11 protein-coding genes and 2 tRNA genes are annotated in these 14,670 nt (G+C 64.3%); 6 read left to right on the top strand and 7 right to left on the bottom strand.

Annotated elements, in window-relative coordinates; genetic code table 11:
* Window positions 1–41 precede the first annotated feature (41 nt).
* The 6 genes from AC15MQ_RS00345 to AC15MQ_RS00320 all read left to right on the top strand — a co-directional run bounded on the left by AC15MQ_RS00345 (window position 42) and on the right by AC15MQ_RS00320 (window position 9,041).
* Window positions 42–1,340 carry a cyclic di-GMP phosphodiesterase gene (locus tag AC15MQ_RS00345; RefSeq protein ID WP_287652843.1) on the top strand — a complete coding sequence of 433 codons (1,299 nt, stop codon included), beginning with the start codon at window positions 42–44 and terminating at the stop codon, window positions 1,338–1,340.
* On the top strand, window positions 1,337–2,653 hold the full coding sequence (locus AC15MQ_RS00340; protein WP_483079004.1) for an HD-GYP domain-containing protein: 1,317 nt from the start codon (window positions 1,337–1,339) through the stop codon (window positions 2,651–2,653). The genes AC15MQ_RS00345 and AC15MQ_RS00340 overlap by 4 nt, the downstream gene beginning before the upstream one ends.
* Before the next feature lie 28 nt (window positions 2,654–2,681).
* Entirely contained in the window at window positions 2,682–3,344 is a 663-nt protein-coding gene (locus tag AC15MQ_RS00335; RefSeq protein WP_287665193.1) for an ABC transporter ATP-binding protein, read from the top strand.
* Entirely contained in the window at window positions 3,341–5,854 is a 2,514-nt protein-coding gene (locus AC15MQ_RS00330) for an FtsX-like permease family protein (RefSeq protein WP_287665190.1), read from the top strand. The genes AC15MQ_RS00335 and AC15MQ_RS00330 overlap by 4 nt, the downstream gene beginning before the upstream one ends.
* A gap of 17 nt (window positions 5,855–5,871) precedes the next feature.
* Window positions 5,872–6,942 carry a lipocalin-like domain-containing protein gene (locus tag AC15MQ_RS00325; RefSeq protein ID WP_483079003.1) on the top strand — a complete coding sequence of 357 codons (1,071 nt, stop codon included), beginning with the start codon at window positions 5,872–5,874 and terminating at the stop codon, window positions 6,940–6,942.
* 89 nt (window positions 6,943–7,031) lie between these two features.
* Complete coding sequence (locus AC15MQ_RS00320; protein WP_483079002.1) at window positions 7,032–9,041, top strand: methyl-accepting chemotaxis protein; 2,010 nt, start codon at window positions 7,032–7,034, stop codon at window positions 9,039–9,041.
* Window positions 9,042–9,071: 30 nt separating this feature from the next.
* Here the strand turns inward: AC15MQ_RS00320 and AC15MQ_RS00315 are convergent, their stop codons facing one another.
* From AC15MQ_RS00315 to AC15MQ_RS00285, 7 genes are all read right to left on the bottom strand, one after another.
* Window positions 9,072–10,592 (bottom strand): cyclic nucleotide-binding domain-containing protein, encoded by a 1,521-nt coding sequence (locus AC15MQ_RS00315; RefSeq protein ID WP_483079001.1) that lies wholly within the window; start codon window positions 10,590–10,592, stop codon window positions 9,072–9,074.
* 163 nt (window positions 10,593–10,755) lie between these two features.
* Complete coding sequence (gene moaA, locus AC15MQ_RS00310) at window positions 10,756–11,736, bottom strand: GTP 3',8-cyclase MoaA (protein ID WP_483079221.1); 981 nt, start codon at window positions 11,734–11,736, stop codon at window positions 10,756–10,758.
* 108 nt (window positions 11,737–11,844) lie between these two features.
* Window positions 11,845–12,705: an S-formylglutathione hydrolase gene (fghA, locus tag AC15MQ_RS00305; protein WP_287652854.1), complete on the bottom strand. Its 861-nt coding sequence runs from the start codon at window positions 12,703–12,705 to the stop codon at window positions 11,845–11,847.
* A 3-nt stretch (window positions 12,706–12,708) separates the two neighbouring features.
* The gene (locus AC15MQ_RS00300) at window positions 12,709–13,821 is read right to left on the bottom strand and encodes an S-(hydroxymethyl)glutathione dehydrogenase/class III alcohol dehydrogenase (RefSeq protein WP_287665178.1); all 1,113 of its coding nucleotides are present in this window, start codon (window positions 13,819–13,821) and stop codon (window positions 12,709–12,711) included.
* Between the two features lie 28 nt (window positions 13,822–13,849).
* Entirely contained in the window at window positions 13,850–14,284 is a 435-nt protein-coding gene (locus tag AC15MQ_RS00295) for a DUF1178 family protein (protein ID WP_287665176.1), read from the bottom strand.
* A 35-nt stretch (window positions 14,285–14,319) separates the two neighbouring features.
* A tRNA-Leu gene (locus AC15MQ_RS00290) sits at window positions 14,320–14,406 on the bottom strand.
* Window positions 14,407–14,477: 71 nt separating this feature from the next.
* Window positions 14,478–14,553: transfer RNA gene (locus AC15MQ_RS00285), tRNA-Gly, on the bottom strand.
* Window positions 14,554–14,670 lie beyond the last annotated feature (117 nt).

Here is a 14,670-nt window from a genome sequence, read left to right as displayed (position 1 = left end):
GCGTTCTCCAAACGACGCCGTTTCGCACAATGGCACACGATATGTCTTCAACCCCGGATGATGCCACCCGGCAAGCGGGTGAGATCTGCATCGACGCATCGCAACTGCGTCCGGGGGTGCACGTCCGTTTGCCGGTGCCGTGGATGGATCACCACTTCATGTTCAGTTCCTTCGTCATCGCTGACGAAGAACAGGCACGCCTGATCGCGGCGATGAAACTGCCGCAACTGTTCTGTGACCCGGCTCGCTGCAAGGTTCCGCCTCTGCCCATGCGGGCAGCGGCGGCTGATCCCACCGCCGACGGCAAGGCGGAGCAGGACGAAGTGGCAGCGCTGGAAGCCGCGCGCGAGGAGGCCAGGGACCGACGCACGCGGATGATGGACGCCCTCAGGGAAAGGCTCGTCAAAGCCGAACAGCACTACCGCGGAGCTGCGAGAACGGTGAGCAGAGCCATCCGCGGCTTCTCCACCAACCCTCGTCAGTCCGTAGCGGACCTTGCCGCCGTCTGCGAGGAATCAACTGCAGCGCTACTGGCCGACCCGGATACCGCCTTCGTGCTGATTGCCGACAAAGGACATGACGATGGGCACGCCGCGCACGCGCTGTCGGTGATGACCCTCTCCCTGCTGCTCGGCAAGCAAGCGCAGTTGCCCGAGCAGGCACTGCGCGTACTCGGTACGGGCGCACTGCTGCACGACATCGGCAAGCGCTTGATCAGCCCATCGATTCTGCGCAACAGCGAACGCAATCGACACGAGGAAGCAATCTTCCGGACACACTGCCGTAGCGGTCACGACGAGGCGATGCGCGCCGGCAGCCTGTCGAAACCGATGCTCGACGCCATCCTGCACCACCATGAGCGGATCGACGGCAGCGGTTTCCCGGAACGACTCAGCGGCAACGCAATACCGCTGGCGGCCCGAATAGTGGCTATTGCCGACCGCTTCGACTCGCTGGTCAATCCCATTGACTACCGCCGCGCGCTGGGTCCTGCCGAGGCCTTGTCGACCATTTGGACCCGTGAGCAGCGCGGCTTCGATACCGGTTTTCTGCAACTGTTCGTGCGCGCGATGGGCATCTATCCGCCCGGCTCGCTCGTACAGCTCAGCGATGGCCGGATCGGTGCGGTGGTGGGTTCGGCGCCGGTCGGCAAGCCGCTCCTTCCGAAGGTGATGATTTATGCGCCCGAAGTGCCGCACCGCGAGGCGATCATCGCCGACCTGGCGACGCAAGAGGTGGTGACCATCGAGCGCGTGCTGCGCCTGCAGGACCGCAGTGTCGAAGAGGTCCGATACCTGCTGCCGCAACGCAAGGTCAACTGGTCCTGCCCGGCGCAATGACTGACGACGTATCCGCAGCCCCCGATGCCGCCACCCCGAACGCGGGTGAGATCTGCATCGACGCCTCGCAGTTGCGTCCAGGCGTGCACGTGCGCTTGCCGGTGCCGTGGATGGACCACCAGTTCATGTTCAACTCCTTTGTGATTGCGGACGAGGAACAGGCACGGCTGATTGCGGCCATGAAACTGCCTCAACTGTTCTGCGACCCGGCACGCTGCAAGGTTGCGCCGCTGCCGCAACGCGCAGCCGACACGCCTGCCGGCAGGGAAGGCGAGGCGGAGAAGGCGCAACTGGCAGCCCTGACCGCGGCACGCATGGCCGAGAAGCGCGAGCGTGCACGGGTCATGAGCGAACTCAGGGGGCGCCTCGACAAGGCACAGGAACACTACATCAGCTCCGCCCGGGAGGTGGGTGGCGCCATCCGAAGTTTCTCGGTCAACCCCCGCGCGGCGGTCGAACGGGTCGCCAAGGTCAGCGAGAACACGACGACAGCGCTGCTGGCCGACCCTGACAGCGCGATCGTGCTGATTGCCGAAAAGGCGCACGATGACGGGCACGCGGCGCATTCGCTGTCGGTCATGACCTTGGCGCTGTTGCTCGGCAAACAGGCGAAACTGCCCGAGCAGGCCCTGCGCGCCCTCGGAATCGGCGCCCTGCTGCACGACATCGGCAAGTTGGCGATCCGCTCGTCGATCCTGCGCAGCAGCGAGCGCAACCGGCACGAGGAAGTGATCTATCAATCGCACTGCCGCGCCGGCCATGCCGAGGCCTTGCGCGCCGGCAACCTGTCGCCTCCCTTGCTGGACGCCATCCTGCACCATCACGAGCGCTTCGACGGCGGCGGTTTCCCGGACCGCCTGAGCGGCAGTGCGATTCCTTTGTCGGCAAGGCTGGTGGCCATCGCCAACCGCTTCGACAACCTCGTCAACCCGCCCGACACGCGGCGTGCGATGTCGCCCTCCGAAGCCTTGTCGACGCTGTGGACACGCGAGCAGAAGGCTTTCGACGCAACCCTGCTGCAGTTGTTCGTGCGCGCGATGGGAGTCTATCCACCCGGCTCGATCGTCCAGCTCAGCGACGGTCGGATCGGGGCGGTGGTCGGATCTGCGCCCGCCGGCCAACCACTCTCGCCGAAGGTGATGATCTACGCGCCGGAGGTCCCGCGTCGCCAGTCGATCATCATCGATCTTGCGAGCGAAGGCGTGGTCAAGATCGATCGGCCATTGCGGCTGCAGGAACGTCCCGCCGAGGAACTGGACTACCTGCTGCCGCGCCGCAAGATCAACTGGTCCTACATGGCCGAACAGAAGTGATCTGCGGCCCGAGCACTGGCCCTGCGCCATGCTGACCGTCACCGACCTCTCAAAGCGCCATGCCGGGGCCAGCCGACCGCTGTTCGAGGCCCTGGAGTTCGCCGTCGCGGCCGGCGAAGTCGTTGCCCTCGTCGGCGAATCCGGCGTTGGCAAGAGCACCCTGCTGAACTGCATCGCCGGCCTCGAAACCCCTGAGCGCGGCGCGGTCCGGATCGGTCCGCAGGCGCTCGACATGGTCCGGCTCGAAGAAGCGGCGCGCGCGGCTTTGCGAGCGCGCAGTATCGGCTTCGTCTTCCAGGCCTTTCATGTGCTGCCAACGCTGACCGTGTCGCAGAACCTTGCGGTGCCCTTGCTGTTGTGCGGCGTGCCACGCGGCGAACACCCGCAGCGCATCCGCAGCCTGCTCGACCGTGTCGGTCTGGCGGACTGTGCGGCGCGCTGGCCGACGTCGCTGTCGGGCGGCGAACTGCAACGGGTGGCGATCGCGCGCGCGCTGGTACATCAACCGGCACTGATTCTGGCCGACGAACCGACGGGCAACCTGGATCCGCGCACCGCCGGCGAGGTGCTCTCGCTGCTGCTCGAAAGCGTTCGTGAACGGGATACCAGTGCGCTGATCGTTACCCATTCGCAGTACGTCGCGCAGTGCTGCGACCGGATCCTTACTTTGACGCCCGCGGGCCTGCAATGAACAGACTCAGCTGGTGGTTGATCCTGGCCCAGTTCAGGACGCGTCGTGCCGCAACGCTGTTGTCGATGCTGGCCATCGCTCTCGGGGTTGCACTCGGCTACGCCATCCACCTGATCAACGACGCCGCGCTGGCCGATTTTTCGCGAGCGATGCAGACCGTGCAGGGAAACCCCGACGCCGTGCTTGCCGCCCGCGACAGCGCCGGCAGCGTCCCGCTCGCGAGCATCAACGAAATCGCTCGCGACCCCGCGGTGCTGCTGATCGCAGCGGTCATCGAAAGCCGCGTACGCCTCGACACTTCGCCGACGCCACTGCGCCTGATCGGCATCGACGTGTTCAGTGCCGCAGCGCTGATGCCCAGGCTGCTGCCACGACATGACGGTCGTGCCGGCTCGGCGCACATTCTCGCCGGGGGCGTCTATGCCTCACCGGCGCTGCTCGAAAAATTCGGGCTGCATCCGGGCAGCGCCGTGACCTTGCGGCGTGGTGATCAGGACTGGCACGCGATCATCGCCGGCGATCTGCCAGCAACAGGACCCGACGACCTGCTGCTGGTCGCCGACATCGCCTGGGTCCAGGAACACTTCGGGCCGGCCAACGCGGTCAGCGAGGGTCGCATACGCCTGGGGCCGGATACCGACCCGGCAGCCTGGCGTACGGCGCTGGAGCAACGACTGCCGAGCGGCCTGCTGCTGCGGATGGCCGACGACGACGGCGTACGCGTCTCCAACCTGTCGCGCGCCTACCGCGTGAACCTCAACGTCCTGGCGCTGGTCGCCTTGCTGACCGGCGCCTTTCTGGTCTTCGCCACGCAACTGAGCGCGGTCGCACAGCGTTCGACGCAGTTTGCCCTGCTCGGCGTGCTCGGCCTGTCGCCACGCATGCGCCTGTTGCAGGTACTGCTCGAAGGGCTCGCCATCGGCGTACCGGGCGCGCTGCTTGGACTGGGGCTCGGCTATCTGCTGGCCCTCGCCTTCACGCAAGTCCTGGGTGGCGATCTTGGCGGTGGCTATTTCACGGGCAGCGCACCGATCATCGTCCCGGCGCCGGTGCCTGCCCTGGGTTTCCTGGCGCTGGGCTGCGCCGCCAGCCTGGCCGGCGCGTTCTACCCGGCGTACCTGAATCGACAGCAGGCGCTGGCGCAAGCACTGCAAACCGGTTTCGCGCAGCGCCCGCGCAGCAGCCACTCGACCGCCACCAGCAAACCACTGCTGCCGGCGCTGCTGGCCATCGGTGCGCTCGCCTTGACGCAAGTGCCGCCGTGGTTCGATCTGCCCCTGGGCGGCTATGCGGCGATTGGCCTGGTCCTGCTGATCGGCATCGCCAGCGCTCCGCCACTGACACGGCAGGTCTTCGGCCATCTTGCCGGGAGAGCACTGCCAGCGCCGCAGCAGATCGCGCTGCAGAACGTCGCCCAGGCACCGCTACTGGCACAGGTGGCCGCCAGCGGGTTGATCGTCAGTTTTGCACTGACCGCCAGCATGGTGATCATGGTTTCCAGCTTCCGGGTTGCCGTCGATCGCTGGCTCGACGACATCCTGCCGGCACCGCTCTATCTGCGCAGCCGGGCAACCCCGCTGCCGGCTGAAGTGCTCACGGCCTTGCTGCAGGCGGACACGCCTTTCGCCAGAGTCGAGCGCATGGCGCAGGGCTCGCTGACCATCGATGCGCAGCGGCCAAACGTCGCGCTACTGGTGCGCGAAATCGAGCGCGGTAACCCGGCGGCACGCCTGCCCTTCAGCGGCGAGCTGGTGGCGGCACCGCCAGACATGGCGGTAGTCTGGATCAGCGAAGCGCTGCACGAGATCTACCGGATCGTGCCGGGGCAGATCCTGCACCTGCCCTTGCTGGGGCGCGAGGTGGAGGTCTTCGTCGGCGGCGTCTGGCGCGACTATTCCAGGCAGTTCGGCGCCCTGGTCATCAGCCGGGAGGACTATGAGCACCTCGGCGGCCGCTTCCAGCCTACCGACCTCGCCTTGTGGCCCCGGACCGGCCAGGAAGCTGCTGCCGCCACCTGGCTCGCGCCGTACGCCGGCAGGCACGGACTGGAATTTTCCGAAGCGGCTGAGATTCGCCGTTTGAGCCTGTCGATCTTCGACAAGAGCTTTGCCGTCACTTACGCGCTCGAAGCCGCCGCGATGCTGATCGGCCTGTTCGGACTGGCCGTCACACTCGCCGCCAGCGTCTGGCTGCGCGCCCGCGAACTGGCTACGCTCGGTGCTCTGGGCTTCGACCGCCGGATGCTGAGCCAGGCGGTGATGCTCGAAGGTGCGCTGATTGCCTGCGTCGGCCTGCTGGTCGGTCTCGCCTGCGGCGTGGCGATCGGCGCCATCCTCACGCATGTGATCAATCCGCAGTCCTTTCACTGGCGCATGCCACTCTCTATCCCCTGGCCCACCCTCCTCGCCGGCGCCGGGCTGACCCTGGCGGCAGCCATCCTGGCCAGCCACTACGCCGCGCGCCAGGTCACCCGACTGCCGCTGGCGCAGGTGCTGGCCAGTGCCCACTGAGCGCACCGACCGAACCCATGCAACGCCGTCGCTTCCTTGCCACCCCCTTGCTGCTGCCGACGCTGACCTGGCCTGCCGAGGCGTTGCTCGCTTATCCCCCGGTGACCCCCGGCCCGAGGCTCGCCTTTCCGCGCGACCATGGTGGCCACCCGGATTTTCGTACCGAATGGTGGTATGTCACCGGCGCACTGGACTCGCCGCAGCCGGACGTCGGTTTTCAGTTGACCTTCTTCCGCAACCGGCCGGGCACGGCCGAAACACTGCGCTCGCCGCTTGCCGCGCGCCAGATCCTCTGGGCGCACGCCGCGCTGACCGTCCCAGGCGAAAGACTGCGGCATACCGAGCGCGCCGCCCGCGCCAACCTCGGCGGCAGCTTCTCCAGCGTCGACTGTGACGTGAGCATCGGTTCCTGGCGAATGCACCGCGAGGACCACGCGCAGGGCGAGGTCCTCAGGCTGCAGATGCAGAGCCCGCAGTTTTCGTTCGATTTCACCCTGACGCCGTCGCAGCCACTGCTGCTGCAGGGCGACAACGGCTACTCGCGCAAGAGCCATGCTGCGGATCTGGCCAGCTACTACGTGAGCTGGCCGCAATTGCGGGTCGACGGAGTACTGGTGCGGGACAGCGGTCGGCAGGAGGTGCACGGGCGAGCCTGGTTCGATCACGAATGGTCCACCGCCATCCTTGGCGGCGGCGCCGTCGGCTGGGACTGGCTGGGCATCAATCTCGCCGACGGCGGCGCGCTGATGGCTTTTCGCATGCGTGACGCGCAGGGAAGGACGCTGTTCGCGCATGCCGCATGGCGCGACGCTGCCGGCCAGTTGCGACACTTCGGGGCAGCGGACGTGGTCTTCACCCCGCGACGACGGTGGACTTCGCCGCGCAGCGGTGCCAGTTATCCGGTAGAAATGGAGATCCACTTCGGCGAGCAGTTGCTGCGGACACTGCCGGTACTGGACGACCAGGAACTGTCCGCCAGTCAACCGGCCCCGGTCGTGTATTGGGAAGGGCTGGTCAAGGTGGAGGGTAGCCTCAGGGGCCGCGGTTACCTCGAAATGACCGGCTATGCCGGCACACTGCGGCTATGAGAACCGCGATGAGCCGCCTGGACGCCCCAAAGTGGGGCATGTCCACGTTAGAATCATGCCTTTGCATGCGAACACTGGGGGTATATTTAATGAGCATAAGCTCCTCGGAATTGTCGACCCGCAAGCAGTTGTTGGTGATGCTTTCGCTTCCCCTGCTGGGCTTGATCACCTACGCGATCGTCACGGTCTGGGGCGCAGTCAGCGAACTGCGCGCGACCCACCTCTCGAAAGCTGCTGTCGAAGCCGCGATCGCCACCAGCCAATTGGTGCATGAGCAGCAGAAGGAGCGCGGGCTGTCCGGCGGGTTTCTGGCCAGCAAGGGTCAGCAGTTCGGTCCTGAACTGGGCCGCCAACGGGAACTGACCAACCAGAAGCTGGAAAACCTGAAAGCCGTCGCCAGGCGCCTGAGCGAAACACCCGTCCTGGCAGAGGCACTGGGCCAGCCCCTTGAGCTGGCGATTGGCAAAGCCGGCGAACTGTCCGATTTCCGACGTCAGGTCGACCTTCAGGCGGTCAAGGCTGCGGAATCCTTTGCCCGCTATACCGCGGCCATTTCGACCGGCGTAGACGTGATCAGCGCCGTCGCCAAAGCCACGAACAATGCCGAGATTGCGCGCGATGCCACCGCCTACCTGATGTTCGTCCAGGCCAAGGAGTTCGCCGGACGCGAGCGGGCAACCCTGAACGCGGCCTTCGCCGCCAAGACCTTCGATCCGGAATCATTCCGCCGCTTCGTCGGAATCGTCAGCGCGCACGATCTTTACATGCGAGCTTTCCGCACCTTTGCCTCCGCCGATGCCAGCAGACTCGCCGACGCAACGGTCAAGGGCAGCGACGTGGAGGAAGCGGTGCGCATGCGCAAGGCTGCGTTCGAAGCGAGTCCAGGCGAGGAACTCGACGTCCCCGCCGGGCAATGGTTCAAGGCATCGACGGCGCGTATCGACCTGATGAAAGCCGTCGAATCGAAACTGGACGAGCAGATCGTCGGCGTACTCGCCAGACAGGAAGCGGCCGCGGTGCGTACTGTGGTCCTGGCGTTGCTGGCCTCGACCTTGGCCACTATCGCTGCACTGGTATTGGGCAGCGCGATGATCCGGCGCCTGATGCGCCGCCTCGGCGGCGAACCGGCGACCGCCGCAGCCATCGCCCACGCCATTGCCGGTGGCGACCTGACGCAGTCGATCGAGGTGACTCCGGGCGACACACGGAGCACGATGGCCGCCATGCGAGCCATGCAGGAAAGCCTGCGTGAAATGATTTCCTCGGTGCATGCCGCAGCGAGCGAAGTCACATCGCAAGCCACCCGGCTGGCCGGCGCGTCGACCGAGGTATCGGCGGCCTCGTCGGCAAGCAGCCAGTCGGCACAGACCATTGCCACCGCGGTGGAACAGTTGTCGACTTCGATCCAGAGCATTTCAGGCAACTCGGATGCGGTCGATGCCACGTCAAAACAGACCGGCGAAGCCGCCATGAACGGCAAACAAATCGTGAACCGCACGGCCAGGGCGATGAAATCGATCGCCGAGGTCGTCGATGCCTCGTCCAGATCGGTCAACGAACTTGGCCAGCAATCGGAGGAGATTGCCACTATCGCCAATGTGATTCGCGAGATTGCCGACCAGACCAACCTGCTGGCCCTCAACGCCGCAATCGAGGCCGCCCGCGCCGGTGAGCAGGGACGCGGCTTCGCCGTCGTTGCCGACGAGGTGCGCAAGCTTGCCGAGCGGACGCGCCTATCGACGCTGAAAATCTCCTCGACCATTGAAAGAATCCGCTCTTGCATGACCGAAGCCGAAAGGACCATGGCTGCCGGTACCACAGGCGTTCGCGACGCCCTCGCCGAAGCGGAGCGCGCCGAACTGTCGATGAGCAATATCCAGTCGTCAGCCGCAGTGGTCATTTCCAGTGTCGACGAAATCACCACACTCCTGCGCGAACAAAGCAGCAGCAGCAAGGAAATATCGCAGAATGTCAGTGCCATCGCCGCAAGCAGCGCGCAGGTCAGCGGCACTGTCGGTTCGATGGCCGGGATTGCCCAGCACCTCGAATCACTCGCCGGTTCCCTTGATCGGTCGGTCAGACGCTTCCAGATCGCTTGAGCGCACCGGCGGAAGTGCGCGCCGCTGCGCTTACAGCCCCAGGAAATCCTTGATCATCGCCAGAATGCCGGCCTTCGGATGCGTAGCCGGGCCGTCGGCCGGGACGCCGCTGAACTGGCGCACGAAATTGTCCATTTCGATCTCGCGACGGGCAAGAATCTCGGCAATCGCCTCGGCGATTTCCGGCCGCGAACGGATGACTTCTTCGACGGTGCTCTGGCCCAGTCGGTAGCACACGACGTCGGTCCTGGCGATGACCGAAGCGCGGCGCGCCTCTCCGGTCAGCACGCCCTTCTCGCCGAAGGTGCTGCCGGCATGGACGGAGCGGAACAGTTGCCGTGAATGGTCGGGAAGGTCCATCCATACCTCCGCTTCGCCAACGGCCAGCAGGTACAGCCAGTGCGGCGCATCGCCCTGATGGAAAATCACGTCTCCACAAGCAAAAGGGGCATACACCATGCGCTCGCCGATGGTTCTCAACTCCTCTTCCTGCAAACCGGAAAACAGTTCGAGTTTGCGCAGGTCGGCCATGCGCCGGTCGATCTCACGCCGGCGAACCGATTCCCGATAAGCGTCGTTCTCCTTGGTGATGTGCAGGGACTGTTCCGGCACCGCCAACTGCATGCCGGCGCGCTGCAGGGCCGCAAAGATGTGGACGCGCACCGCAGAGTCGGTGGGATCATCGGGCTGGGGATCAAGCATCCAGTAGCGCAGCGCGTAGCGCCCGTAACCCGGACCAAACTCCATCAGCACGCAAGTCGGTGCCGGTTCCCGAGCCACATTCTGGATTTCGGCGGTACTGATGGTCGCCTCCACCTTCTGAATCACCAGCGTCGGTGGCGAATCGTAGGTGACGTTGAACCACACCCAACGCCGCCACGGCCAGGCACGGATGTCGGCCCGGCCGAAGACGGTGAACTTCCCTCGCATCAACTGACTGTTGGGAACGATCACCACTTCGCTGTTTCGCGTCCGGATCGTCGTCTGCCGCCAATGGATCTGCACCACCCGACCGGTAAGATCGTCAAGCTTGATCCAGTCGCCGACGCGCAGCGAGTTGTCGAGTTGCAACGCGACGCCCGACAGAACATTGCCCAGGGTGTCCTGCATGGAGAAGGCCAGCACCGCGGTGATCAGTGCCGATGTCGTCAGCAGGCTTGAGGGATCGAGGCCGACAATGTGCAGTCTTGCCAGGATGAAAGCGGCGTAGACCACCAGGACAATGATGTCCTCGGCGATGCGGACCGTCACGATGCCCACGCGCGGCAGGATGCTGCGGAAGACAAAGATCGCCACCAGGCGAAACAGTGCCATTCCCGAACCAATGACGAAAAGCTCATGGACCATCACCGCGACGCGCGAGTAATCGAGCGCCTCGAGGATCGCGCCGAAGAGCTGCCCCACCAGACATACGCAGAACACCGCCACTGTGCCGCCGACCCGGCGCCGTTCCTTGGGCAACAGGCGCAGTGACAGCAATGCGAAAACGACGATGGCAGCGATGACGTACTTGGTTTCGGGCAGCCAGAAGTAGGCCCACACTCTGCTCATCAAGGTGTCCATCGCGCTACGCCTTCGTCGACTCGGAAAACCACCCCTGCCCCGCCAGCGACGCCTTGCGTGTCACCGGTTCGGAGCGCGCTTCAGTGCCCGCCTTCAAACGCCTGCACGCTGACCGGTTCGCCTGCGGCAACCCGGCGACCATGGCAATCGATCAACCACCGGTCATCGACATGAAGCGCACGACCTGCGGCGCGTCCATCCGGCTGCTGAACGCATGGCCCTGAGCCTTGATGCCCATGCCACCGACGATCGCTGCACGTAGTGGCCCATCGTCGGTCGGATGCGCACGCAGCAGCGGCAGCAACCGGACTGCATCGTTGTTGCCCAGGCACGGGTACAGATCACCGCGGGCGGTAATGCGCACGCGGTTGCAGGTATCGCAGAAATTATGGCTGTGCGGCGCGATGAAGCCGACACGAGTTGATGTACCGGGGAGCCGCCAATAGCGTGCCGGGCCACCGGTAGTCTCGGTTGACGGCAACAGAGCGAAGCGCGTCTGCAGGCGGGCCATCGCTTCCTGGCTGCTGAAAAAACTCGCCTGACGCCGCTGACCGATATCTCCCAGAGGCATCTCTTCGATGAAGGCAATGTCGAGGTCCCGATCAACGGCGAACTGCGCGAGGTCCAACAGTTCATCGTCGTTGCCGCCGCGCACCATTACCGTGTTGATCTTGAGGCGCGCGAAGCCAGCCCTCTGCGCGGCGTCGATGCCACGCAGCACCTTGGCGAGATCTCCGACGCGGGTGATCGCCCGAAAGCGGTCGGGACGCAGGGTATCGAGGCTGATGTTCAAGCGTTTGACCCCAGCCGCGTGCAGTGCCGAAGCAAAGCGTTCGAGCTGCGAACCATTGGTGGTGATCACCAGTTCCTTCACTCCCGGCAGATCGGCGAGTTGCTCCAGCAACCAGACGGCATTGTGCCGCACCAACGGCTCGCCGCCGGTCACCCGCAGCTTGGTCACCCCAAGGTCGACGAAGACTCTGGCCACGCGCAGGCATTCCTCAAGGGTCAGTACCTGTGCGCGTGGCAGGAAAGTCATCTTCTCGGCCATGCAATAGTTGCAACGGAAGTCGCAACGGTCGGTGATCGACAGCCGAAGGTAGGTGACGTGCCGTCCATACTTGTCGACCAGGGTGCCGTGCGCGTACCGGGAGGCTGTCGGAGAAGTGCTCGGGTGGAAACCGCCAAGCGAATCGGGAACGGCTTCCGGCGCCAACGATTCATTGCGCACGCGAGCGACTCATGGCGTCAGCGCCCCGGCGTGATGGCGCAGGTGATCTTCGATGAAACTGGCGATAAAGTAGTAGCTATGGTCGTAACCCGGCTGCAGACGCAGATCCAGCGGATGTCCTGCTGCGGCGCAGGCCTGCTGCAACAATTCGGGCTGCAGTTGCTCGACGAGAAACCCGTCCGCGTCACCTTGATCGACCAGCAGGGGCAGGCGTTCGCGGGCACCGGCGATCAGTTCGCAGACGTCCCAGTCTTTCCATGCTGCACGATCTTCGCCCAGATAGCGCAGGAAGGCCTTCTGCCCCCAGGGACTGGCCAAGGCATGACAGATCGGCGCGAAGGCGGACACCGAGCGGTAGCGGCCAGGGTTGCGCAGAGCGCAAAGCAGCGCGCCATGTCCTCCCATGGAATGGCCACTGATACCCCGGCGTGCGTCTATCGGCAGGTTCGCCTCGATCAACTCCGGCAGTTCACCAACCACATAGTCGTGCATCCGGTAATGTGTTGCCCATGGCTCCTGGGTAGCGTTCAGATAGAACCCGGCGCCGTGACCGAAATCCCAGGCACCGTCCGGGTCGCCCGGCACGTGTGTACCGCGCGGGCTGGTATCCGGAGCCACCAGGGCGATCCCCAACTCGGCCGCGACGCGCATCGCTCCGGCTTTCTGCATGAAGTTCTCATCGCTGCAGGTCAGGCCCGACAGCCAGTACAGGGCGGGCACCGTCGCCCGCTCGGCGTGCGGCGGCAGGAAGACGGCAAACACCATCTCGCAGCGCAGGGTCGCCGAGCGATGCCGGAAGCGCCGATGCCAGCCGCCAAAACAACGATTGGCTGCGACCTCTTCAAGCGCTGCAAAAGCGGGCTCCGTCACCGCTCAGAACCGGATCACGGAGCGAATGCTCTTGCCTTCATGCATCAGCTCGAAAGCATGATTGATATCCTCCAAACCCATCGTATGGGTAATGAAGGTATCGAGCGGAATCTCTCCTCTTTGCGCGCGTTCGACATAACCCGCGAGTTCGGAGCGGCCACGCACGCCACCGAACGCCGAACCGCGCCACACCCTGCCGGTCACCAACTGGAACGGTCGGGTCGCGATCTCTTCACCGGCACCAGCGACACCAATGATCACCGATTCACCCCAACCCTTGTGACAGCACTCGAGCGCCGAGCGCATCACCTTGACGTTGCCGATACATTCGAACGAGTAATCGACCCCACCGTCGGTCAGGTCGACGATCACTTCCTGGACCGGCCGGTCGTAATCGGCGGGATTGATGCAATCGGTGGCGCCGAGTTGCCTGGCGATGGCAAATTTGCCAGGATTGGTATCGACGGCCAGGATCCGCGAAGCCCTGGCCATCACCGCCCCGATCACTACCGAAAGACCGATGCCACCCAGCCCGAAAACGGCCACGGTGGCACCCGGTTCGACTTTGGCGGTATTGATCACCGCGCCGATACCCGTCGTCACCCCGCAGCCGAGCAGACAGACCTTTTCCAGCGGCGCCTCCTTGGCAATTCTGGCCACCGAGATTTCGGGCAGCACCGTGTACTCGGAGAAGGTGGAAGTCCCCATGTAATGGAAGATCGGCGTGCCGTTACGGGAAAAGCGACTACTGCCATCGGGCATCAGGCCCTTGCCCTGAGTCGTTCGGATGGCCTGACAAAGATTCGTCTTGCCCGAGCGGCAGAACTTGCATTGCCCACACTCCGGCGTGTACAAGGGTATGACGTGGTCGCCAATTCCTACCGAGGTCACTCCGGGACCGACGGCTTCCACGATGCCACCGCCTTCATGCCCGAGGATACTGGGAAAGATCCCTTCCGGATCGGCGCCCGAAAGCGTGAACGCATCCGTATGGCAGACCCCGGTGGCGACGATACGTACCAGCACCTCACCCTGTCGAGGTGCTTCGACGTCGACTTCGGTGATTTCGAGGTCTTGCCTGGCAGCCCAGGCAACTGCAGCGCGTGCTTTGATCATCAACGACTCTCCTTGAACGATGCGAAGATCAGTGCAGATCCCCCGGTTTCATGTACGGCCAGCGGAACACTTCGATTCCCTCTTCGCGCAGCGCCTCATACTCCGCGGTGCTGGCCTCGCCCCGTATGGAACGTTCCGGTGCCTCCACATAGTGAATCTTGCGCGCCTCTTCCGCGAAACGTGCGCCGACATCCTCGCAATTGGCGAGCAGCATTTCGGTCAGCTGGCGAAAAACGGAGGATGCGTCCCCGCGCGCATCCGGTATCGGCACCTCGACCGCCGGTGCCGATACCGGGCCTGGTCGGGCCAGGTGTACCGCCGACGGCACGCGCCGAATCTCCGGAGAACCGCACTGGGGACAGGCAACCAGGCTCGCAGCGAGTTGGCTGTCGAAATCCTCCCGAGACTGGAACCAGCCTTCGAAGCGATGGCCGTTTTGGCAAGCAAGGTCAAAAATGATCATGGTGATCGGAAGGCAGGAAGTTTGCGGTGAACTGCTGGTACCCGGAGCCGGGGTCGAACCGGCACAGCCGCGAGGCCGAGGGATTTTAAGTCCCTTGTGTCTACCTATTTCACCATCCGGGCGACAAGGACCATTATACCTGCCCCTAAATGCAGGAAAGGGAAAGTGCGTAACGCACTTTCCCTTCGGGATCTGGAGCGGGAAAAGAGTCTCGAACTCTCGACCTATACCTTGGCAAGGTATCGCTCTACCAACTGAGCTATTCCCGCATGGTGATACTCTCGACCGTAACATGTCGCTGCAACTCTGCGGGCATATAGGCAAGGACCACAACGACGGATTATCCGCAGGCTGGCATGTGCTGTCAACTTCGCGATGGCAGGTTG

The sequence above is a fragment of the Candidatus Accumulibacter propinquus genome, assembly GCF_056856495.1.
This window is presented reverse-complemented; position numbering and strand designations above follow the sequence as displayed.